Origin of the sequence: Desulfovibrio sp., assembly GCF_019422935.1 — a bacterium.
Classification (GTDB): Bacteria; Desulfobacterota; Desulfovibrionia; order Desulfovibrionales; family Desulfovibrionaceae; genus Desulfovibrio.
The window spans coordinates 238,028-258,831 of record NZ_JAHZCJ010000001.1 but is presented as its reverse complement, the minus strand read 5'-3'; the positions used below and the strand labels follow the sequence as shown (position 1 = coordinate 258,831).

Below are 20,804 nucleotides of genomic sequence, written 5' to 3'. Positions count from 1 at the left end.
AGGTTATGCACCGGGAACCAGCTTTTCCTTGGTCATGGTATCGGCCACGTCATTGAGGCCCAGCGAACGGTAATGGTTCGCGCCCGGCAGGCCTGATTTCACATCCCAGCCCTGCACTTCGTAGAACAGGTCGAGGCTCTTTTCGATATCGGCCTTGTCCATGCGGATGGTGCCCTTGGTGAAGGGAGCCTTGTTCTTTTTGTCTTCAAACAGCCAGTTGGGATACTGGTCGTGCTTTTTGCGCATGTCCGTGGTCTGCATCTGGCGCGCTGTGTAGGCGCGGTGCAGGTTAAAGGCGCGCTCTGCGCAGCGGTCCAGCTCCTTGACGTCCAGGTTGTGGCCGGTGAGGACGCGGTAGTACTTGCTCTCAAGGCTGTTGTCGCCCATGTAGCCATCCTGCTTGTTGGGTGTGGATATCCACGGCCCCATCCAGTTGCAGAACGAAAGCATGTCGTGCAGTTCCTTGCGCTCGATGGACCACTTGGCGCGGATCATCTTGTACTTGTTGGTGGGCTTGTAGTCGCCGATGGCGTCCACAGCATCGGCAGATCCCCAGAAGTGCTCGGCAAGACGCTTCTGCACATCAATGGGCAGGCCGCTGCGCACAAAATTGCAGTTGGAGTGGCACATGGGGTCGCGGTTGTACTGGGTGTTGATGACGCACCCGGCCTGACCATCGTCCTCGTTGGCGTGATGCTTGGGATGCCCCATCTTCCAGTAGACGGTACGGTGGTCGTCCTTCCATTTTTCTTCGGGGATGCCCATTTTTTCAAGCATGTAGCCGGTGCCCATGCCCAGAAGCTGACCGAATTCGCCCTCTTTGTAGGCAATGCGGTGCACGGCAGTCTTGATGAATTCAGGATTGCAGGCGTCCACCATGTCCCAGGGAATGGATTTGTATTCGTCCGCGCCGAGCTTCTGCTTCCAGATGCCGTCTTCGTACATGTTGCTGAAATCGCGGAACAGCTGACCGTAGTTTTCCCACACGCCCAGATCGTCCATGAGTTCAATGCCCACAAAACCGGCCTGACGCGCCAGATCGCTCTTTTTGCGCGAAAGCTTGGGGAACCACTCGCGCCCGCCAAACATGCCCACGCAAGTATTGAACTGAATGGGGCTGACGCCGAACTTGGCCGCCGTGTCTTCGTCCTTCATCACTGTATAGCAGCGGATGGGGCAGGAGAAACAGCCGTTGTTGCGCACAGTGTACTGCCACACGTTATCGCCCAGAAAATAGGCGGCATTGTTGGTGCGGTACGAAATGCGGTTGAGCGAACGCACATCGTTTGTAAGGGTAACGGGGGCTTCGGATGCGCCCCAGCGTTTGCCCGGCGCGCCCACCCAGCGGGACCCGGCATCCCAGTACTCAAAAAGCGGGCTGGGGAAGTTGGGAACCACATGCTGGTTGTTGGCGCCGATGATGGTGCGGTGGTAGTTGATGAGCTTTTCCCAGTCGGCCTTGTCGCCCGCGATGTGCACTGGCTGGCTGCCCTGAAGGGCAATGGCCTTGAGCATCTTGGAACCCATGACAGCGCCGATGCCGCAACCTGCGGTGTGGGCGCGGCTGTTGACCACCACGGAATACGGAACCAGATTTTCACCGGCAGGCCCGATGGCGGCAACGGTACCGTCTGCCCCCACTTCTTCGCTGATAACGCGGGAGGTGCGGCGGGTGCCCTGGCCCCACACGTGGCTGGCGTCCTTGAGCCACGCCTTGCCGTCGCGCACATGCAACCACACGGGGCGCTCGGCCTTGCCCTCAATAATGAGGAAGTCGTAGCCCGCGTATTTCAGGTGCTCGGCAAAGTTGCCACCCATGTGACCGGAACCGATAAGGTGCTGCGGCCACGAAACAGGCATGATGGTTGTAACCGCCGTGCGTCCGCTGCACAAAGCGCCCGTACCGGCCAGCGGCCCCACGGCAAAAACTATCTTGTTGGCTTCGTCATAAGCCTTGGTCTTGGGTGGGACTTCGTCCCAAAAGACCTTGTAGCCAAGGCCCGTGCCGCCAATAAGGTCAAGATACTGATAGGTGTCTTCAACAGTGATGCGGCCCGTACTCAGATTGACCCGCAGGCCCTTGCCCTGATAACCGCCAAATTTCCTTGCCATAAATTCCTCCGGCTCGCTGATGGAGCGTACTTCCTGTGAATGCCCGCTGCGCCTCGCTCTGCAAGGTGCAAGGGGTGCGCGCTACTGCTCGTATTTGAGGTTACGCGGCCCGCCGGGCGATTCCACATGGCAGGCGTTGCAGGCGGCGCGGCGGTCGTCGGGCACCATAAGCGAGAACGAACCGCGCGTGGTGGCCTCGCGGGTGCGGTCGCTCCACGGCACATAACGCAGGGCGGCTGCCGGGCAGGCATCCACGCACTTGGGCGCGCCATTGCACAAAAAGCACTTGTCGGCCTTGCCCTGCTCTTCATCAAAGGTCATCACGCCCCACGGGCAGGCCTTCTGGCACAGGCGGCAACCCACGCAACGGTCTTTGAGCACCATACGCGTGCCCGTGCCCTTTTGGGCGATGATGGCATTTTGCGGGCAGGCCGTGGCGCAGGGCACCGGGTGCGGGCACTGCTTGCAGGTATCCTGAATCACCAGCGAACCTGAGCCGTAAATGCCCTTGGTGGTGTTTTCCAGCCCGCCCTCCGGCCCAAACATGGCATTGCGGCTTATCTTGATGCGCGCAAGTTTGGGGTCGGCCTTGCCGTCGTTGAATTCCGTGCAGGCAAGCTCGCACCGCTGACAGCACACGCACAAGGTGGGGTCGCCCACGATCATGCCGGCTGCTTTTTCCATAATCACCAGCGGCGAGGCCTTCATGGTGGCCAGAGCCTCGGAAGCTTGCAGCGTGGCCAGCCCAAGGGCCGCGCAGGAAGTTACCTTGATGAATCCGCGGCGCGAAAGGTTTTCGAGCAGCATATCTTCATCGGCACGTTTCAGTTTGTTCAGCATATCAGCCATACAGCGCTCCTTGTCATGATCGACAACGGCATCATGGCAGCACAAGCTGCCCGTTTTCATGATATATGTGCATGCTGCCGGACTTAACATTGCCCAGCAGAGTCAACCCGGTTGCGCGCGCCATATCCACGGCGCGCGACATGGCGCGAGAAAGGGAGGCAAAAACAGGCACGCCGATGCGCACGGCCTTTTGCGCTATTTCAGAGGCAATGCGCCCGCTGCTGATGATCATATGGTCAGCGGGGTCCAGACCTTCCACAAGCATGTAGCCCACAAGAGTATCAATGGCGTTGTGGCGGCCAATATCAAGGCAATAAAAAACCATGCCCTGCCTGTTGAGCAGTGCTGCGTTGTGGCAGCCGCCTGTCTGGTGGAATACTTCGGAGCGTTCTTCCAGCTCCTGCGCGGCCCGCAGAATGACACGCGGGTCCCAGCTGGGAACTTCCGCGCGCGGCATGCGGCGCAACTTTTTGGCAGCCAGGGGGATGTTCCAGCCCATGGCAGAAGTGATGGTGAGCCTGGGGGCGGCCTGCTCCGTAGAACCGGCCGCCTTGCTACAGCAGGCCTCGCGCAGCAGCACGTCCACCCGCACTTCTTCCGCCCCATCGGGAGGCGTTGCCCCGGAGGCGGCGGCAGGCAGGGGCGTTACGTCCACCCCGGCGAGGTCATGCAGGTTTTCAATGAGGCCGCAGGAATAGAGAAATCCCGGCACAAGGTAGCGCAAATGCTGCCCAGAACAGGCCACGCGCACAAAGGGTACGCCGTTGACATGCATGGTCAGCGTCTGCTCCCGGCACGACAAAAATACGGACGGCGAAACCTTGCCGTTGCTGTAGGTCAGGATATCGTAACTGCGCACCGTGGCCGGGGGAGAAGCCAGCGGCAGAACATCACCTGCAATTGTGTTTTTGAGCAAAGCCATAGCACCCCTTCCTTTACTATGCAGAGCCGTCGTCTTTACGGAGGCGGCAATTTCCGGCAATCCACAACTATCTGCCCGTGTGCGCCAGAACTCGTTGGCGGCCTAGGCCAAGCCTGAGCGATATCTGGGCCAAGCAAAGGCCAAATCTGGGCCGAATATGAGCCAAGGCTGGCTCAAAACTTCAGACTGAAAGTTGATACAAATTTGTTCTTTTTTTCACATTATTCCCGCAGTGAACAATGTGCTCTTTTCAATTCTGCCTGATATCTTGTACTCTGAGAACAGGTGAAGAGAATAACCCTGCGCCAGATGTTGCCCGTAAGCGGTGGGGGGGATACCGCATGGAAGACATGTGTATTCGCGCAACCGTCTGGCTATGCGCAACAATTACCTGACAATCTTCATGGTTTTTATTGTTTGCGTGAACAAAGCTTAGGTAAATCGGTTTGTGCAGTCAAGCCTATGTGTTATTTTTCACCACTTTAAATATTTTTCAATATACTAAAATATAACAATATTTACAATTTCATTGTAAATTACTATAGTTACAAAAAAATAAAGAATCCAGCCACCGAAAAGCACCCACAAGGAAGGTCAAGGCGTGTCCCTGTATTTTTGCCTGCGGGAAACTGCGGATATTACCGCCTTTGTTACCGAAGCAAGCCCCTTGCAGGCTGAGCCAGTATCCATAAATGCTGCCCTCGGCAGAGTGCTTGCCGCAGATATGCACGCGCCCGTTCCCTGCCCCTCCACGCGCCGCTCCACACGCGATGGCTATGCGGTGCACGCATCAGACGTTGCCGGGGCAAGCCCCGCAGCCCCGGTATTGCTGCACATGACAGGCGAAAGCCGCATGGGCCGGGCCTGTGCCGGTACGCTGCAAAAAGGCGAGGCATGGCGGGTCTACACGGGCAGTACCTTGCCCGAAGGCGCTGACGCCGTGCTTATGCAGGAATTTGCGACACTGGGGGATCAGCTGGCAGACTCAAGGGATGTTCCGCCAGTGGTGGCAGCTTCCGCCCCGTGCGCAGAGGGAGAAAATATCCTCGCGCCCGGTGCGGACATGCCTCAGGACGCGCTGCTGGCGCAGGCGGGAACGAGGCTTGGTGCGCACCATATGGCCCTGCTGGCGCAGTTTTTCAAAGATGTGCCGTTGCACCGCAAGCCCGTGCTGGGAGTTCTCTCCACTGGTGACGAATTTTGCGGTTCTGCCCCGCAGAGCGGTCTTGCCGCCTGCCAGAGCAATACCAATGCCCTGCTTCTCGAGGGGCTTGCCGCCTCTCTGGGCGCAAACTGCCTGCACCTCGGCACTGCGCCGGACAATGCGCAGGCTCTGGGCCAGCATCTGCGCGCGGCCGTGCCGGGTGGCCCCACGCCCTGCGACGTTATTGTGGTTATTGGCGGTTCTTCCGGAGGCAAACGCGATTTCAGCGCCCAGGCCATAGCAGGCCTGCCAGACTGCGAGATATGCGGGCATGACCAGCGGGTAAGCAGTGGGCGCCCGCTTACCCTTGCGCGCGTGGGACAGACAGCCATATGGGGTTTGCCGGGGCATTCACTCAGCCTTGCGCTGGCAGCGCAGGTTTTTCTGGCGCCGCTGCTGCAAAGGCTCGCCGGGCAGCAGACCTTGCCGCAGCATATGAACCGGCAACCCTCCGTACTGGCGCGTATTGGCCTTGCCCTGCCTGTGGAGGGAAACGCCCCCACCCACTATCCTGTGATGCTGCGGCGTGAGCATGGGCGCGTGACGGCCTGGCCCGTTGCCGCTGGTACTGGCAAAACCGCCGTGCTGCGCGACATGAACGGCTGGATAACCATGCCCGGCAGCGATGATATGTCCAGAGGCGGTTTGCGCCGTGGCGCAGCAGTGCGCGTGCACCTCTTTGCCTGACCCCCTGCCGTCTGCCTGGCGGCACCCGCTTGCCATGCCGTATGGCTGTGGCTACACTTGCAGGCACATCAACTGCAAACGGTGAAAAGCCATGCCCCCCCGCCCTTCAGCCCCACAGCAAACCTTCATTTCTCCGGACAAGTATCCGTATCTTGAGGTGCGCACCACGCTGCAAAGCACCCAGCCCTACGCCGAGCACTTCCATTCAGCTTTTTCTTTCGGCCTTATCCTTGAGGGCGGCACCTGCTTTACACTCATGGGGCAAGCGCATGAGGCGCTCAAGGGCGACATCGCCCTGATTGCCCCCGGCCTGCCGCACAGTTGCAATCCCCTGCATGGCAAGGCACGCAGCTACCTTATGGCCTATTTTGACGCGGCATGGTTTGCGCGTAATATCTGCCGCCCCTTGGGCATTGCCGAAGCGTATGAAATAACAATGCCCGTTGTGCGCGACCCGGCGCTTTTTCAACAGGGGATTGCCGCCATGGAGGCTTTTTGCAACGGTGCTGATGATGCGGAAATGCGCTTTACGGCTCTTTTCAGACAGACTCAACAGGCATACGGCTGCCTCGCCAACAGTGCTGAACATGCTGGCAAAAAGGTGGACTATCCTCTTGCCGTCACAGACTTTTTGCTGACTGCCGACAGCACTCCCATGGCAGATGGAAACGGCCCGCCTGCCACAGACCATGCGCCCGTTACATCTTTGGCTCGCAGGGCGGGCCTGCGGCGTGAGAGCTTTTCGCGCGCATTCCGCCGCACCGCAGGCTTGCCGCCAAAGGCGTGGCTGCACTGCCTGCGGCTGGAAAAGGCCCGCGCCATGCTGCGGCAGGGCAAGAGCATTGCCGATGCGGCCCTTGCGGCTGGCTATGTTGATCAAAGCCACTTTCACCGCATGTTTGTAAAATTTTATTCCGTCACGCCCGGCTGCTATCAGCGGGGGCGGTCACATTCGTACAATACGCGCAAATAAAAAGAGGGTGTGCTGTCCGCAAGGAGACCACCCATGTCTGTTTCCACACTGATTCCCGCTGCTTTTCCTGCGCTGGCTCTGGCGCACTTTTTAGCCCTGCTAAGCCCCGGCCCGGATTTTTTTCTCATTATTGGGCATGCCGTGCGGCATCGGCTGCGCGGCTCGCTGTTTATTTGCCTAGGCATCGCCCTGGGCAATGCCCTGTATATCTGCCTGGCGGTTTCCGGCTGGTCGGTCATGCGGCAAATGCCCGCCCTGTACCGGTTGCTGGAGCTTGCAGGCGCGGCCTATCTGGCATGGCTGGGCTTTTTGCTGCTGCGGGCCAGCCGGAAGGCCGCCAACAGCAAGCCCACACCAGACCAGCATGCGCCAAGCCAACCTTCGCCTAACCAGACAGGCAGCCTCGCCACAGGCCATGCAAGCCCCCTTTCTCCCGGCAGGCAACTGCTCACGGGGCTTGGCTCTGCCCTGCTCAACCCCAAAAACGCCGTTTTTTACCTCACGCTCATGACAGTAATCCTCGGCCCCGCCGCCACCCTGCCGCAGCAGGCCTTTGCCGGACTGTGGATGACCCTGCTGGTCTTTGCCTGGGACGCAGCCCTTGCCGCCGCCATATCCCTGCCCGGCGCGCAGCGAGCGCTGGAAAAGCGCATTCCACTCATTGAAGGGCTGGCAGGGCTGACGCTTGCCAGTATTGCCCTCTGGCTGGCGCTGCAGCCCCTGTTCTACTGAGCATGCCGAAAAAAAAGACAGAAAGCCCGCGTCACTGCAACGCGGGCTTTCTTTGTATCAGGCCGATATATCTCAGGATAATTGTTCAGGGACGCGGGCTTTCGGGGAAGGAATCCGCCCCCGTAACGCATCTTACCGCCTCCGAAAACTAGGGTGCATCGGGATTCAACTCAATCTCCACAGGCGAGGTGATGGTCAACTCATGCTTGACCTCGGCCTTGCCGCCCGCAGGCGCATCCACATTCCAGAACAGCAGATGTTCCTTGGCATCCTGCTGGGCCTGCGGTTTGTCGCGGTAGGTCACGGTAACGCCCTGATCCACCAGCATGGGCATGGGCCGCTCAAGGCGCACGGTCACGGCCCTGTCGCGGGTGTTGCGCACGGTATACGTCCAGCCCCATGTCCAGGTACGGCTCTTGCCGATAAAGCCCTTTTCGCCGCGCTGGCGCAGATCGGCGGCGGCATTGACCTGCACGCGCGGGTCAGCGCCAAAGTAGAGCGTAACCTCGTTGCCCTTGGGGCGGAACTGCCCCATACCCACGCTCTGCCCGTCCACGCTGAACTCCGCCTGGCCGTCAGGCCAGGCCTGTCCCTCGGGCAGGGTATGGCACGCCATGAGCCACACGCGGCTGTCGCCCACGGAGGGACGCGCCAGCCACTGCAAGGGGGCCTTCCATTCATCCGCCAGCACCAGCAGACGCGAACGGCCTTCAGGCAAGCCCTTTTCTCCGGGCGTCCAGGCGGCGTACATACCGCTGGTGTCGGCTTCTACAGGCGCGGCAGGGGCAGGAGCAGCTTCGGACATGGCGGCATCGGCTGTCATCAGCATACGCGGGGCCGCCTTGGCAAGGGGCTGGGCCACGGGCTGAGGTTGCGAGTCAATCACCCAGTGCGGCAAAGGCATGGGTTCACGCGGGCCTTGCCCACGGGAAACAAGCGTCAGGCGCGTGTCTGTCCAGTCCATGCCGGAAAACTGCCACACCTCGGCCATAAAGCGCACGCTCACTGCATCGCCCTTGCCCTTGTCGGGCTGCACGTCAAAAACATAGGCAGGCCGCCAGCCGCAATTGCGCAGCGTATAACTGTAACGTACAGGCAGCGTTGTTGCGGATATCTGCTTTTGCAGGGTGATCAGCACGGTCTGCCCAAGCTCGGGGCTTGGCGGCAACTGCTGCAACTCCTGCTTCAGCAGGGCCAGACGGCGCTCCAGCTCGGCCTTTTCGTAGCTGAGGGCAGGCACTACCTCGGCCACGCGCTTTTCGCGCTGGGTCATATCCTGAAAGCTGCCCTCGACGGGCGCGCCTTCCCACAGGGCCAGCTGGGCCTTTACGGCCTCAAGCTTGCCCGCGAGGGTCATCAGCGCGTGATGGCGCTCTTCGCGCAGTTTGGCAAGATTGCCGCCCTGATCGAGAGTCTGGGGCAAAAACGCCCAGCGCACGATGGTATGGCCCGGTATGGAGACCTGAAAATTCTCGGCCCCGGCGGGCAGCACCACGCGCACCTGACTTGCGCCATCGGTGGAAACCACAGGCGCTGGCTGCTCCACCTCAAGCAACCCGCCGGAAGGCGTGAGGCGCGCGGCCTTCGGCACTGCTGGCGTGTTGGGCAAGGGTGCGGCCAGAGCGCTCAAAGAAAACAATCCGCTCAAAAAGCAGAGGGTAAGGGCAAGCAAGGCAGGCCGCCCACTGGCAGATTTGCGGCAAATGCCAAGACCGGAAAGAAAAAAACGCAGGGGAGAAAGGACGGTGTACGACATTGGCCCTCCGGCGAAAACCGCCGCATACAAAGCCGCCGCGCCGCAAGATGCAGCGCGGCGGCGGGCGGCTAACGCGTCAGTTTGCGGTACTTGATGCGGTGCGGCGTGTCGGCATCTTTGCCGAGCCGCTTTTTACGGTCTTCTTCGTAGTCCGTATAGTTGCCTTCATAAAACACCACGCTGGAATCGCCTTCAAAGGCCATGATGTGCGTGGCCACGCGGTCCAGGAACCAGCGGTCATGGCTGATGACCAGCACGCAACCGGCAAAGTTGTCCAGCGCGTCTTCAAGGGCGCGCATGGTGTTTACGTCAATATCGTTGGTGGGTTCGTCAAGCAGCAGCACGTTTGCGCCAGACTTGAGCATGCAGGCCAGGTGTACACGGTTGCGTTCACCGCCCGAAAGCACGTCCACCTTCTTCTGCTGGTCAGCGCCGTGGAAGTTGAAGCGCGTGCAGTAGGCGCGCGCGTTGACTTCGCGCCCCCCCAGCTTGATGACTTCAGCGCCGTCGCTGATGACCTCATACACGGTCTTGCCGGGCGTGAGGGATTCGCGGCCCTGATCCACATAGGCAAACTGCACGGTTTCGCCCACCTTGAGCGTGCCGGTGTCGGGCTTTTCCTGCCCCACGAGCATCTTGAACAGGGTGGTCTTGCCCGCGCCGTTGGGGCCAATAATGCCCACAATGGCACCGGGGGGGATGATGGCGTTGACGTTTTCCATCAGTTCCCTGTCGCCCATGCCTTTGCTGACGCCCTCAAGCTCAAAAACAACCTTGCCAAGGCGCTGTCCCGGCGGAATGTAGATTTCCAGATCGGGCGCGCGCTTTTCACTTTCGTGGGAAAGCATGGCCTCGTAGGCGTTAAGACGCGCCTTGCCCTTGGCATGACGGCCCTTGGCCGACATGCGCACCCATTCCAGTTCGCGTTGCAGGGTTTTCTGGCGGTCGGCTTCGGTTCTTTCTTCATTGGCAAGGCGCTTCTGCTTCTGCTCCAGCCAGGAAGAATAGTTGCCCTTCCACGGAATGCCCCGGCCGCGATCCAGTTCCAGAATCCAGCCCGCCACGTTGTCGAGGAAGTAGCGGTCATGGGTAACGGCAATGACTGTACCGGGGAAGGTGGAAAGGAAGCGTTCCAGCCAGGCCACTGACTCGGCGTCAAGGTGGTTGGTGGGTTCGTCAAGCAGCAGAATGTCGGGCGATTCCAGCAGCAGACGGCAGAGGGCCACGCGGCGGCGCTCGCCGCCCGAAATCTGGGCAACGGGCATGTCCCCGGGGGGGCAACGCAGGGCGTCCATGGCCATTTCAAGGCGCGAATCCAGATCCCAGACGTTCTTGGCGTCCATGAGTTCCTGCACTTCGGCCTGACGGGCAATGAGGGCGTCCATCTCGTCCGCTTCCATTGGCTCGGCGAACTTGGCGTTGATTTCTTCAAATTCGCGGGCAATGGCGGTGAGGTCACTCACGCCGTCTTCCACAACTTCGCGCACGGTGCGGGTTTCGTCCTTGAGCGGCTCCTGTTCCAGATAGCCGATGGTGTAGCCCGGGGCCAGCACGGTTTTGCCATCAAAGGCCTGATCCACGCCTGCCAGAATGCGCAGCAGGCTGGATTTACCCGCGCCGTTCAGACCAAGTACGCCGATTTTGGCCCCGTAAAAGTACGAAAGAGAAATGTCTTTCAGCACTTCCTTCTGGCCATGACGCTTGGTGACGCGGATCATGGAATAAATAATCTTGTCCGGTTCGTTACTCATGATGCTCCTCAAAATTTGGTGACGCTTCCGGCCCTGCGGCGTTTGAGATAACGCGGGGCGAAGCGCGCGCCAAATGGGCGCGCTGGATTGATGACAAACCCTGCCATGCAGGCCAAGGGTTTGCGCCGCCAAAACGGCAGCTCCGTCAGGCGGATAAAACGATTGCCCTGTGCCGACAGGCCGCAGATTTCTGCGGTTTGCCGCCACAGCGTACAGAGAAAGCCTTTTGGTCAGACAGAGAGGCCCGCAGGCCCGTCAGACTCGTCAATGCACTGGGCGCTCGTGTAATATATGAGCCTATCCGTTAGCGGATTCTTTTTCAAGTGACCTCGCGCTCCAGCAAAGACGCGCCTTGCGCAGAACTGCAAACCAGCCCCCCTGCCACCACATAAGCAAGCGCGCCTGTCAGGCACAAACCCGGCAGGCGCGCAATGGCGCAGGCAAAAGTAGCACGGCGGTATATCTGGCGCAGGGGCAGAACCAGACGCATGAGCAGGCCCAGGCCCGCCGCCTAATCAATCATGATATGCAGCACTTCAATATCCGTTTCGCGCATGCCCTCGCGGGCCAAGCGGGAAACACTGCGGATGGTTTCTTCCACATCGCCTTTCACAATGCCCTCGCCCGCAGGAAAAACCTTGCCCTGCATGGAGAGATCGTGGGCAGTGATGGCGGCATCCACTGCCGATGAAATTTTGGCCGCGCACGAGCTTTTGGCGCCATCGCACACAATGCCCGACACATTGACCAGAGTATTGATAATGGTGTCGGCAATCTGCTGATAGCTGCCGCCGTGCATCCAGGTGATGGCCGCCCCGCTGCCGCAGGCGGCGCTGACAGCCCCGCAATAGGCCGAGAGCCTGCCAATGCCCGACTTGTTGTGTATGGCCACAAGATTGCTGATGAGCAGCGCCCGGTAGAGCTTTTCGTCCGGCAGGCCCAGTTCGCGGGCGTATTCAATGACCGGCAGAGAAACCGTAATGCCCTGATTGCCGCTGCCGGAATTGATGATAACCGGCAGATCGCTGCCGCCCATGCGGGCATCGGAGCCAGCCGCCGCCACCGCCGTGGCGCGGGTGCGCACATCGCTGCCGCGCGAATCAAGCAGTGAGCGGCCAACACCCATGGAATACTGGTGGCTCAGGCCTTCAACGGCAATATTGCTGTTGCACAGAATCTGCTTGTCCAGAATATCGCGCACATCTTCGATATTGCAGCTTTCCGCAAAATCAAGAATCCCGGCGATGCTCATGAAAGCGCGGCTTTCTTCATGGCCCTGCACATCAGGCTTGTATTCCCCGCCCTCAAGAATCTTGCCATTCTTTTCAATGCGCACCACGTTGGTGTGCTCCTCGGCAATCTCCACCACGGCGCTGCTGTCGCCAGCCATCGCCGTTACCTGAATATGCAGGTTAACAATGCTCTTGAGCAGCTCCACCGTGCAGAATCCCGCAGCAGCAAGCTGCCGGGCGCGCTCGGCATCCGCCGGGGTAACCGGGGTGAGCACCTGCAACTGTAAATCAGGGTTCCCCCCCACTGCGCCGAGCGTGGCGGCAACGGCAATGCCCTTCTGCCCGCCGGAATTGGGCACCACAACGCTCTTGGCGTTCTTGATCATGTTCCCGCTGCAAGCCACCGTCAGACGATCGGGAAAGGTTCCAAGAACCTTTGCCGCCAGCGCTCCGGCAAAGGCAATGGCAATGGGTTCGGTGCAGCCCTGGGCCGGGATCAGCTCTTCGCGCAGCACTTCGAGATATTTTGCGTGTGTATCCATAGTATCCATCATGGTCATTTGCGCCAAGCAAGCGAACGCCAATGCCCCATGCCAGTTTGTATTGTCCTTGGTCTGCCTGCGGTCAGGGAGAAAACTCAGCCAGCACCGTTGCGCCGCCCTTTAAGGCTATTTAAGCAGGGATTCCGCCTTGGCCCGGATGTTTTCCACGCTCAGATCCTGATTGGCGATGCGGTCAACCAGCTCTCCATTTTTGTAGAACAGAAACACTGGCACGGTCATGATCTTGAGTTCAATGCAGAGCCTGCGGCTTCCGGCAATGGGTATCTTGCAGAACTTGACCCGGCCTTCAAAACTTTTCGCCAGTTCTTCCACTTCCGGCATCATGGCCACGCAAACGGAGCACTGTTCGCCCCAAAATTCCACAACTACCGGCTCGCTGCTTTGCAGCACGTCCTGTTCAAAACTGTCTCTGTCTATCGCAAGCATGGGAATCTCCTTGCCGAACTGCTGTGCCGCAGACGGCGTTTATTTTTCTGCACAGCCGCAGGCCACACGGGCCGCAAGGGCTGAAAATTCGCTACCGGGATTGCAGCCAATGATAGGCGGAAATGGCAGCCAGCGCACCGTCTGCCGCCGCCGTGACAATCTGGCGCAAAGGTGTGTCGCGCACATCGCCCGCTGCAAAAACGCCCGGAACAGACGTGCGCAGGTGGGCATCCGTAGCCAGCCAGCCTCCATCCGCGCGCAGAAAGCGTTCATCAAGAAATGCCGCATTGGGTTCAATGCCAACGCACACAAACACGCCCGCCACTTCGAGCTCAGAGCTTTCACCGCTGGCAGTATTGCGCAGGGTCATGCCCTCGACCATATCGCTGCCGTTGACGCTCGCCACTGCGCTGTTCCAGACAGGAATAATCCTGTCATTGGCAAGGGCGCGGCCTGTCAGTACGCTGTCCGCCCTGAAGGCATCCCGCCGATGAATAATGTATACCTTGCTGGCAAAGCGGGTCAGATACAGGGCTTCTTCCACCGCTGTATTGCCGCCGCCCACCACGGCCACGGCCTCGCCTTCATAAAAAGGCGCATCGCAAACAGCGCAGTAGCTCACGCCCGCCCCGGTCAGCGTATCTTCACCTGGGCAGCCAAGCCGCCGATGGGTAGCGCCGCTGGCGATGATGACAGCCTGCGCCGCGTAGTCGCCCTTGGTGGTGCGGATAATCTGGCGGTCGCCCTGCCCTTCCAGCCCGAGCACGTCGCCTCTGGCAAAGGCGCAACCCAGATGCCCGGCATGCTCGCGAAAGGATTTGTCCAGTTCCGGCCCGCTCACATTGGGCAGACCAGGCCAGTTTTCCACTTCAAGCGTATTGCATATCTGGCTGCCGCCATTACCACTTTCCAGCAGCAGCACGTTGAGGCCCGCCCTGCGGGCGTAGATGCCTGCGCTGGCTCCGGCAGGTCCAGCACCGATAACGACAAGTTCATGCTCCTGCATGGTGTCCGCCAAATTTTGGTTTTTCGGGGCGCGCTCCCCCTGCCGCTGCGGTTTCCCGCAGCGGGTATCCGGCAAATCCATTGCGCCGGAAGGGGGGCACCCAGATTGAATGAAGAGTGTATGCGCCTACAGTTTGGCGCAAGTTACCTGCTGGCCGCTGGCGGGCGCTGGCGAGCCGGATGCAGACTTGCCGCCCGAAGTGATGGGCTTTTTGCAATGGGGGCAAAGAACCGTGCCGCGCACCTGTGAGGGGCGCAGAAACCGGTGGGATACCTTGTTGCAGTGTTCGCAGGTAAAGGTAAGAAAAGGCATGATCTTTCTCCAGAAATTTATTGTTCCAGCAGTCCCATGACTACCATCTCAACCTGAACCAGCACCTTGGCGCCATCAGCCATGCCGCCCCCAAAAAGCGTTTCGCCCTCGTGGGTTACAGAGCCGTGCAGATGAACGCGCACCTGGTTGTTCTCGCGCCACATTTCGCCCGTGATGCCGTTGACTTCCAAAAACTTTTCAATGGTTTTGGATTTCACCGGCGGCGGCATGGTTGTGCAGGTTACCGGGTAGTTGCAGATAATTTTTTCAAGGGAGCCAATGCTTGAAAGAATAAAGGCCCGTTCAAGCTTCTGTTGCTCAAAAAAATCCCGCAGTCCCTGAAACAGGTCAGAGCCTGGGCCAAGGCGCAATTTGTACCATTTAGGCTGGGTCAGTTCTGTTACTTGCATGAAATCCTCGATGTTTGCCGCGACAGGTATAAACCATAACGACAAGGCATCACTTGAGGTTGTAGATTTTTTTGAGCTCAAATTCTTCAATCAGCCACTTCATGCCTCCCTGAATCTCGGGGCTGACATCGCGCATGGGGCGCTTGCAGTGACCGACAGGAAAGCCAAGCAGGCGCACAAAGGTCTTCACCGCCACAGGGTTGGTGGCAGCGTAGCAGGCCTCCATGATGGGCAGCAGCTCGTTGTAAATCCTGCGGGTACGCTGCACGTCTTCAAAGTTCTTCCAGGGGCGGGACATTTCAGCCATGGCGCGGGGGTGAATATTGCCTGTCACGTTGGCGGTTCCCGCGCCGCCAAAGGCCAGCACGGGCAGGGTCAGGGCGTAGGCGGGCGAATCGCAGCACAGGATGGGCAGCTCTCCGTGAGTGCCTTCCTGAATGGTGGCAATCTGGCCCACGTTGGGCATGGCTTCCTTGTCGGCCACCAGGTTAGGTACGGAATTGAACAGCGTGATGACTGTTTCCGCATTGACGTTGGCCACGACTCTGGCGGGGTTGTTGTACAGGCCCACGCTGATATCAACAGAAAGGCAGACATCAATGAGGTATTCCAGCACGGATGCCTGATCCGGGCACAGATAGGGCGGCACCACAACAACGATGCCGTCCGCGTCCTGCTCCTGCGCGTAGCGCGCAAGATCGATGGTTTTTTCGGTGTCGCCGTGGGTCACGCCAAAAAACGCATGGATCTTGCCCTTGCAGTAGCTGGCCATATCCTTGATGACGGTCTTTTTTTCTTCAATGGTCAGGGTTGTGGGTTCGCCGGTGGAACCCAGCACAAGCAAGGTGCTGGTGCCGTTGGCGGCGTGAAAATCCACAAGATCATGCATTACACCAAGGTCAATGGTGTTATTTTCGGTAAAGGGGGTAACAATCGCTACCCAGGAACCTTCAGGATAAATCAACTTTCCCATCTTCAATCTCCTTTAATGCTCTGCCTCAGGCAACAGCACGGGCCTGCACGGCCTTGCTGCTCATTTTACAATACGCGCCGGTAACAAACACAATGCCAAGGCCAATCATGTCTGTAATGGTGCCGGGGATAATTAGCAGACACGCGCCCACAATCAACAGCAGGGCCACCGGCAACGGTATGGGGCGGAAAAACCAGCGTTCCATGCCGCCAGCCAGGGCAACGGTGCCAATGGTGGCGGTAACAAAAACCTGGAGGATGTTCGGCCACTCGCCCTGCATGAGCAGAGCCGGGTCATACATGAAGAAAAACGGCACGATAAAGGCCACGCTGCACAGGCGCGAGGCGATCAGACCCGTGCGCATCATGGAGGCGCCCGCCACTTCCGCGCCTGCATAAGCGGCAACAGCCACTGGCGGCGTGACCATGGAGATCACCCCGAAATAAAATACGAAGAAATGCGAAGAAAGCACGCTGAAGCCAAGCTCGCGCAAGGCGGGAACCCCCAGGGTTGCCACAAGCACATAGGCCACGGTGGTGGGCGTGCCCATGCCCATGAGGAGCGAGGCAAGCATGATCAGAATCAGCGCGACTATGGTGCTGCCGCCGGATATGGAAATGACCACCGAGGCGAGGTTAAGCCCCACGCCAGTGAGCGACACAACGCCGATAACGATACCCGCGCCAAGGCAGGCAACCGCGATCAGGATCATGCGCCGCCCGGCGGTGGAAAGTATCTCAACAAAGCGTCGCGGACCGATGGCAAACTTTTTATCGCCCCACGAAACCAGCACGGCAGACGCAGCGGCAGCCATCGCCGCCCTGAAGGGCGTGTAGCCGATCATCATGATCACAAGCAGCACCACAATGGGCAGCAGAAGATAGAGTCTTTTGACAACATCCTTCATGCGGGGCAGTTCCTCCTTGGGAACCCCCAAAAGGCCCAGCTTGGCGGCCTCAAAATCCACCATCATGAGGATGGAGAAAAAGTACAGAAAGGCCGGGATCACCGCCGCCTTGCACACCTCAAGGTAGGGTATGCCCAGCGTGTCCGCCATCAGGAATGCGGCTGCGCCCATGACCGGGGGCATGATCTGCCCGCCTGTGGAGGCTGCGGCCTCCACAGCGCCGGCAAACACAGGTTTGTACCCGGCCTTTTTCATCATGGGGATGGTAAACGCGCCCGTTGCGTAAACATTGGCGGCTGCAGAGCCGGAAATGGTGCCGAAAAAGGCGCTGGTAATAACAGCAATTTTTGCAGGACCGCCGCGATAATGGCCTGTCAGCGCGCGGCCAAGATCCATGAGCACGTCGCCCGCGCCGCAGCGCTCAAGAAAGGTGCCAAAAACAATGAAGGCGGCAATATAGGTGGCTGAAACACCGATGGCAGAAGAATACAGGCCCTCAAGCCCGAACCCCAGATAATCCACCACTTCGTTCCACGAAAACCCCTTGTGCGCGAGCATGCCGGGGATATGGTTCCCCCACAACGCATAGGCCAGAAACAACAGGCAGACCACCAGCAACGACATGCCCACAACGCGCTGAATAAGCACCAGAACCAGCACCAGGGCAGTAATGCCGCTGATGGTTTGCCCAAGGGTCAGGTCGTCAACCATGACCAGACGTTCCGCAATCTGGTCAGCCTGAATGGCTGGCAGCGCAAAAGCCGCCAGAGCCACCAGCGCCAGCACAAGATCCAGGGGCGCAGGGCCGCGCTTCTTGCTGGATGGGTACACCAGAAAGGCCAGCGATGCGGCAAACATGACGTGGATGGGCCGATGCACATAGGCCACCGGCATTCCAAAAATGGTGGTGACGCAATGGTAGCCCGCAAACAGCAGGCAGCCAAAGAAGATGAGGTATTGCACAAGCCTGGCAAAACCCTGCTGACCCGCAACTTCGCCAAAGTCATTGCTTGCTTCGCCAGCAAGTTCTTTTTCCACAGCGCTGCGGGCCAGATTGACCTTTGTTGACGCGCCTGTGGCGTCCTTTTGCTCGGAAGAAGCCATTATTTCACCCAGCCCTTTTCCTTGTAATAACGCAGGGCACCGGGGTGAATGTATTGCACGGCAATATGATCAGCGCTTTTGCTGGGGTCAAAGACCGAATAGGTCTGGTGCACATTGCGGATCATCTCGGGCTTTTCACAAAGCACCTTGGTCAGGGCGTACACGGCATCGTCCGGCAGGTTGGCGCCCACGGGCAAAACCACGGTTTCGGCCATGTGCGGCGTATCCTTTGTGATAAAGTAATACTGCCCGGCCTTGATGGTGAAGGTCATGTAGCCATCGCTGCTCAGCTTGTCGAGAACCGCCTGATCAATGGGCAGCATCTTCATTTTGACGGTGGTGATCAGCTCGTTGATGGACGAAACAATGGGGCCCACATAGGCGTCCGCGTGACCGTCCTGAATAAGGGAGGAGGCTTCCGCATAGGAAACGTAACTCACAGAGCCGCCCCATTCCTTGATGTCTTCAAACGAGAAACCGTACTGCTTGAGCATGTTCTCAGAGGCCACAGCGGGCGAAGAGCCTTTTTTGGAGGTCAGCAGACGGATTTTAGGCTTGGTGCGGGCAATATCCGCAATGGAGGTGTAGGGGGAATCCTCACGCACAAGAAAGTAGCTCATGGGCATGGGCGCCACATACATCATGATTTTTACATTCTGCACAGGCTTGCGGCTGGCGAACACGCCTTCGGCCTTGAGGCTTTCTTCGTACAGCTTGATCATGCTTGTACCAAGGTCAGCCTTGCCCGCATCAATCTTCAGCAGGTTTTCCACCGAGCCGCCAGTATTGACGCTCACGGTAGCGCCAGGCATGACCGAACGGGCAGCCTCGCCGATAACGCCGCCAAGGGCGTAAAAATCGCCGCCAAGCGGGCCAGAGGTAATGGTAAACGTTTTCAGCTCCGCCGCCTGGGCCATCTGGGCCAGCCCAGCCGCCAGCATAACCACGGTAACCAACAGCGAAATCAAACCCTTTTTCATAGAACACTCCTGTGTACGGTTTATTCCGGCCTTCAGTAAGGCACGGCAGGTCGCTGGCACTTGGCAATACTCTGGGGGGACCAAAATCGTTAGTACCCTATCAAAATTCATTCCAAAATCATATACCCTTTCCCAGACCTTGCGGCTCTAGCGCTCACGGCTCTCACCCCACATTGGAGTAAAGAGCTACCAGATGCAAAATTGAAAACACCCAGAACAAATATAGTTAAAATAGTTAACATTTCAATATGTTATTTTCATTCTCAAATATGAGAACATATTTCTCAAATATGAGAAAAGTAATCCATTGCTGTTTGCAACTGTCTTGAAAAGACAAGGCAGGCTGTTGTGCTATTTCAGAGGGCTAATGCAGCAGATTATATTCTTGTAGCTTACGGTACAATGTGGCGCTGCTGATGCCCAGACGCTGCGCCAGAAGTTTTTTCTGCTCCGTGCTGGCAGCTACGGCGATCAGGCGCTCCAAAAGCTGTTTTTCGTGCACCGCGAGCATTTCCTTGAGCGTTGTTGTAGACAATGCTCCTGACCGCCTGGCAAAAAAATGCTGCGGCAAATCATTGCCCCGTATCAGCGGGCCTTCAACCACGTTAACAAGATATTCAATGATATTGCGCAATTCACGTACATTTCCCGGCCAATCATGGCCCATGAACGCGTCATAAGCCACAGGGTCAAGCCCGCGTACGTCGCGGCGCAGTTCACGCCGGTAGCGGGCAAGAAAGCTCTCGATAAAAACAGGGATATCCTCACGCCGCAGACGCAAGGGCGGTATGTGGATGGGGATGACATTCAGGCGGTAATACAGATCGTTGCGAAAGGTTCCCTGGGCGACCATTTCCTGCAAATTACGGTTGCTGGCGCAGACAATGCGCACGTTCACCGGGATTGACGCAGAACCGCCCACCCGCTGCACGCATTTGTCCTGAAGCACGCGCAGCAGTTTGGCCTGCACGGGCAGAGGCATCTCGCCCACTTCGTCCAGAAACAGCGTACTTGCATGGGCCAGTTCAAACTTGCCCATGCTTCCGCCCTTTCTGGCGCCAGTAAACGCGCCTTCTTCATAACCAAACAGCTCGCTCTCCACCAGATTTTCAGGAATGGCCCCGCAGTTCACAACCGTCATCAGCCGCTTGCCGCGCCCGCTCATACTGTGGATGGTGCGGGCCAGCACCTCCTTGCCGGTGCCGCTTTCGCCGCTGATCAGCACGGTGGAATCTGATGCGGCGATCTTCCGCACCATGGCCAGGATATCGCGTATGGCAGCACTGTTGCCAAGCAGGGGGGTTTCTTCCAGTTGTTTGCGTTCACCGCTCACGACTGCATCAAGCTGGTGCTCAAGAATGCGCGAATGCTGCTGCGTGACAAGCTTGCTTTCAATCAGCATGCTCATATATTTGAGAAATTCCTGAAGTTTTTTTTGATTCCCCAGCAGCCGCCCACGTTCGTCCTCGTTAAATGCAACAATACCAATAATGCCAGCCACCTTGTTGTTTAAAAAGATGGGGTAGGCCATGTCGGCGAGTTCATTGCAGTTCTCGCGGTTGGCGCACACGCTGCAAGCTTGATCGTTCTGCACGTTTTTGACAAAGGCTGGCTTGCCGGTCTTGAATACTTTGTCAAAAAAAGCACTGTGCGCGATCTTCTGGCTGATGAGCGATTCATATTCCGCAGTGCCACCCACACGCACTAGATTGCAGTCAACCACGGTAACGGGCGCATCCAGAATGGAAGCAACCGCAAGCACATAGGCCTGCACAAAAGGCTGAATTTGCATAAGGCTGGAAAGTTCTGCCATTCCTGTTGCTCTTGGGTAAAAAACTATCGGGGGGATGCAGAACGCATGGCACGCCACGGCGAAGCAGCACCTGAAAGTACCTGAGCGATACC

18 protein-coding genes are annotated in these 20,804 nt (G+C 58.4%); 3 read left to right on the top strand and 15 right to left on the bottom strand.

The features are described 5' to 3' along the window. Positions 1-3: 3 nt before the first annotated feature. The 3 genes from QZ383_RS01080 to QZ383_RS01070 form a co-directional block, all read right to left on the bottom strand. Positions 4-2,112: an aldehyde ferredoxin oxidoreductase gene (locus tag QZ383_RS01080; RefSeq protein ID WP_291442320.1), complete on the bottom strand. Its 2,109-nt coding sequence runs from the start codon at positions 2,110-2,112 to the stop codon at positions 4-6. 81 nt (positions 2,113-2,193) lie between these two features. After that, a complete protein-coding gene (locus tag QZ383_RS01075) occupies positions 2,194-2,961 on the bottom strand; it encodes a 4Fe-4S dicluster domain-containing protein (RefSeq protein ID WP_022658495.1) in 768 nt (255 codons plus the stop codon). Positions 2,962-2,992: 31 nt separating this feature from the next. Then, a complete protein-coding gene (locus QZ383_RS01070; RefSeq protein ID WP_291442318.1) occupies positions 2,993-3,883 on the bottom strand; it encodes a formate dehydrogenase accessory sulfurtransferase FdhD in 891 nt (296 codons plus the stop codon). Between the two features lie 601 nt (positions 3,884-4,484). Between QZ383_RS01070 and QZ383_RS01065 the strand changes: the two genes are divergently transcribed. The 3 genes from QZ383_RS01065 to QZ383_RS01055 all read left to right on the top strand — a co-directional run bounded on the left by QZ383_RS01065 (position 4,485) and on the right by QZ383_RS01055 (position 7,479). Next, positions 4,485-5,774 carry a molybdopterin molybdotransferase MoeA gene (locus QZ383_RS01065; protein WP_291442317.1) on the top strand — a complete coding sequence of 430 codons (1,290 nt, stop codon included), beginning with the start codon at positions 4,485-4,487 and terminating at the stop codon, positions 5,772-5,774. A gap of 91 nt (positions 5,775-5,865) precedes the next feature. Beyond that, positions 5,866-6,747, top strand: a complete 882-nt coding sequence (locus QZ383_RS01060; RefSeq protein WP_291442315.1) for a helix-turn-helix transcriptional regulator — start codon at positions 5,866-5,868, stop codon at positions 6,745-6,747. A 33-nt stretch (positions 6,748-6,780) separates the two neighbouring features. After that, positions 6,781-7,479, top strand: coding sequence for a LysE family transporter (locus QZ383_RS01055; protein WP_291442313.1), 699 nt, complete (start codon positions 6,781-6,783; stop codon positions 7,477-7,479). A 148-nt stretch (positions 7,480-7,627) separates the two neighbouring features. Here QZ383_RS01055 and QZ383_RS01050 read toward each other — a convergent pair whose 3' ends face one another. The 12 genes from QZ383_RS01050 to QZ383_RS00995 all read right to left on the bottom strand — a co-directional run bounded on the left by QZ383_RS01050 (position 7,628) and on the right by QZ383_RS00995 (position 20,712). Next, positions 7,628-9,235: a DUF4139 domain-containing protein gene (locus QZ383_RS01050; protein WP_291442311.1), complete on the bottom strand. Its 1,608-nt coding sequence runs from the start codon at positions 9,233-9,235 to the stop codon at positions 7,628-7,630. Between the two features lie 68 nt (positions 9,236-9,303). Beyond that, the gene (gene ettA, locus QZ383_RS01045; protein ID WP_291442309.1) at positions 9,304-10,986 is read right to left on the bottom strand and encodes an energy-dependent translational throttle protein EttA; all 1,683 of its coding nucleotides are present in this window, start codon (positions 10,984-10,986) and stop codon (positions 9,304-9,306) included. A gap of 319 nt (positions 10,987-11,305) precedes the next feature. After that, the gene (locus tag QZ383_RS01040; protein WP_291442307.1) at positions 11,306-11,476 is read right to left on the bottom strand and encodes a hypothetical protein; all 171 of its coding nucleotides are present in this window, start codon (positions 11,474-11,476) and stop codon (positions 11,306-11,308) included. A gap of 21 nt (positions 11,477-11,497) precedes the next feature. Further along, positions 11,498-12,760, bottom strand: coding sequence for an L-serine ammonia-lyase, iron-sulfur-dependent, subunit alpha (locus QZ383_RS01035; RefSeq protein ID WP_291442306.1), 1,263 nt, complete (start codon positions 12,758-12,760; stop codon positions 11,498-11,500). 126 nt (positions 12,761-12,886) lie between these two features. After that, positions 12,887-13,207 (bottom strand): thioredoxin family protein, encoded by a 321-nt coding sequence (locus QZ383_RS01030; RefSeq protein ID WP_291442305.1) that lies wholly within the window; start codon positions 13,205-13,207, stop codon positions 12,887-12,889. 91 nt (positions 13,208-13,298) lie between these two features. Beyond that, the gene (gene trxB / locus QZ383_RS01025; protein WP_291442303.1) at positions 13,299-14,213 is read right to left on the bottom strand and encodes a thioredoxin-disulfide reductase; all 915 of its coding nucleotides are present in this window, start codon (positions 14,211-14,213) and stop codon (positions 13,299-13,301) included. Positions 14,214-14,339: 126 nt separating this feature from the next. Beyond that, entirely contained in the window at positions 14,340-14,525 is a 186-nt protein-coding gene (locus tag QZ383_RS01020) for a hypothetical protein (RefSeq protein WP_192111416.1), read from the bottom strand. A gap of 17 nt (positions 14,526-14,542) precedes the next feature. Then, positions 14,543-14,935, bottom strand: coding sequence for a PPC domain-containing DNA-binding protein (locus QZ383_RS01015; RefSeq protein WP_192111415.1), 393 nt, complete (start codon positions 14,933-14,935; stop codon positions 14,543-14,545). A gap of 49 nt (positions 14,936-14,984) precedes the next feature. Continuing rightward, entirely contained in the window at positions 14,985-15,908 is a 924-nt protein-coding gene (locus QZ383_RS01010; RefSeq protein ID WP_291442300.1) for a dihydrodipicolinate synthase family protein, read from the bottom strand. A 25-nt stretch (positions 15,909-15,933) separates the two neighbouring features. Then, entirely contained in the window at positions 15,934-17,919 is a 1,986-nt protein-coding gene (locus tag QZ383_RS01005; protein ID WP_291442298.1) for a TRAP transporter permease, read from the bottom strand. Then, positions 17,919-18,899, bottom strand: coding sequence for a TAXI family TRAP transporter solute-binding subunit (locus QZ383_RS01000; protein ID WP_291442296.1), 981 nt, complete (start codon positions 18,897-18,899; stop codon positions 17,919-17,921). Before QZ383_RS01000 ends, QZ383_RS01005 begins: the two co-directional genes overlap by 1 nt. A gap of 364 nt (positions 18,900-19,263) precedes the next feature. Then, positions 19,264-20,712: a sigma 54-interacting transcriptional regulator gene (locus tag QZ383_RS00995; RefSeq protein ID WP_291442294.1), complete on the bottom strand. Its 1,449-nt coding sequence runs from the start codon at positions 20,710-20,712 to the stop codon at positions 19,264-19,266. Positions 20,713-20,804 lie beyond the last annotated feature (92 nt).

Bases quoted from the DNA above. Each gene is read 5' to 3' on its own strand.
- QZ383_RS01035 (WP_291442306.1), bottom strand. From the start codon at position 12,760: ATGGATACACACGCAAAATATCTCGAAGTGCTGCGCGAAGAGCTGATC.
- QZ383_RS01055 (WP_291442313.1), top strand. From the start codon at position 6,781: ATGTCTGTTTCCACACTGATTCCCGCTGCTTTTCCTGCGCTGGCTCTG.
- QZ383_RS01050 (WP_291442311.1), bottom strand. From the start codon at position 9,235: ATGTCGTACACCGTCCTTTCTCCCCTGCGTTTTTTTCTTTCCGGTCTT.
- QZ383_RS01070 (WP_291442318.1), bottom strand. From the start codon at position 3,883: ATGGCTTTGCTCAAAAACACAATTGCAGGTGATGTTCTGCCGCTGGCT.
- QZ383_RS01020 (WP_192111416.1), bottom strand. From the start codon at position 14,525: ATGCCTTTTCTTACCTTTACCTGCGAACACTGCAACAAGGTATCCCAC.
- QZ383_RS01010 (WP_291442300.1), bottom strand. From the start codon at position 15,908: ATGGGAAAGTTGATTTATCCTGAAGGTTCCTGGGTAGCGATTGTTACC.
- QZ383_RS01075 (WP_022658495.1), bottom strand. From the start codon at position 2,961: ATGGCTGATATGCTGAACAAACTGAAACGTGCCGATGAAGATATGCTG.
- QZ383_RS01005 (WP_291442298.1), bottom strand. From the start codon at position 17,919: ATGGCTTCTTCCGAGCAAAAGGACGCCACAGGCGCGTCAACAAAGGTC.
- QZ383_RS01030 (WP_291442305.1), bottom strand. From the start codon at position 13,207: ATGCTTGCGATAGACAGAGACAGTTTTGAACAGGACGTGCTGCAAAGC.
- QZ383_RS01015 (WP_192111415.1), bottom strand. From the start codon at position 14,935: ATGCAAGTAACAGAACTGACCCAGCCTAAATGGTACAAATTGCGCCTT.
- QZ383_RS00995 (WP_291442294.1), bottom strand. From the start codon at position 20,712: ATGGCAGAACTTTCCAGCCTTATGCAAATTCAGCCTTTTGTGCAGGCC.
- trxB (WP_291442303.1), bottom strand. From the start codon at position 14,213: ATGCAGGAGCATGAACTTGTCGTTATCGGTGCTGGACCTGCCGGAGCC.
- QZ383_RS01040 (WP_291442307.1), bottom strand. From the start codon at position 11,476: ATGCGTCTGGTTCTGCCCCTGCGCCAGATATACCGCCGTGCTACTTTT.
- QZ383_RS01060 (WP_291442315.1), top strand. From the start codon at position 5,866: ATGCCCCCCCGCCCTTCAGCCCCACAGCAAACCTTCATTTCTCCGGAC.
- QZ383_RS01000 (WP_291442296.1), bottom strand. From the start codon at position 18,899: ATGAAAAAGGGTTTGATTTCGCTGTTGGTTACCGTGGTTATGCTGGCG.
- ettA (WP_291442309.1), bottom strand. From the start codon at position 10,986: ATGAGTAACGAACCGGACAAGATTATTTATTCCATGATCCGCGTCACC.
- QZ383_RS01080 (WP_291442320.1), bottom strand. From the start codon at position 2,112: ATGGCAAGGAAATTTGGCGGTTATCAGGGCAAGGGCCTGCGGGTCAAT.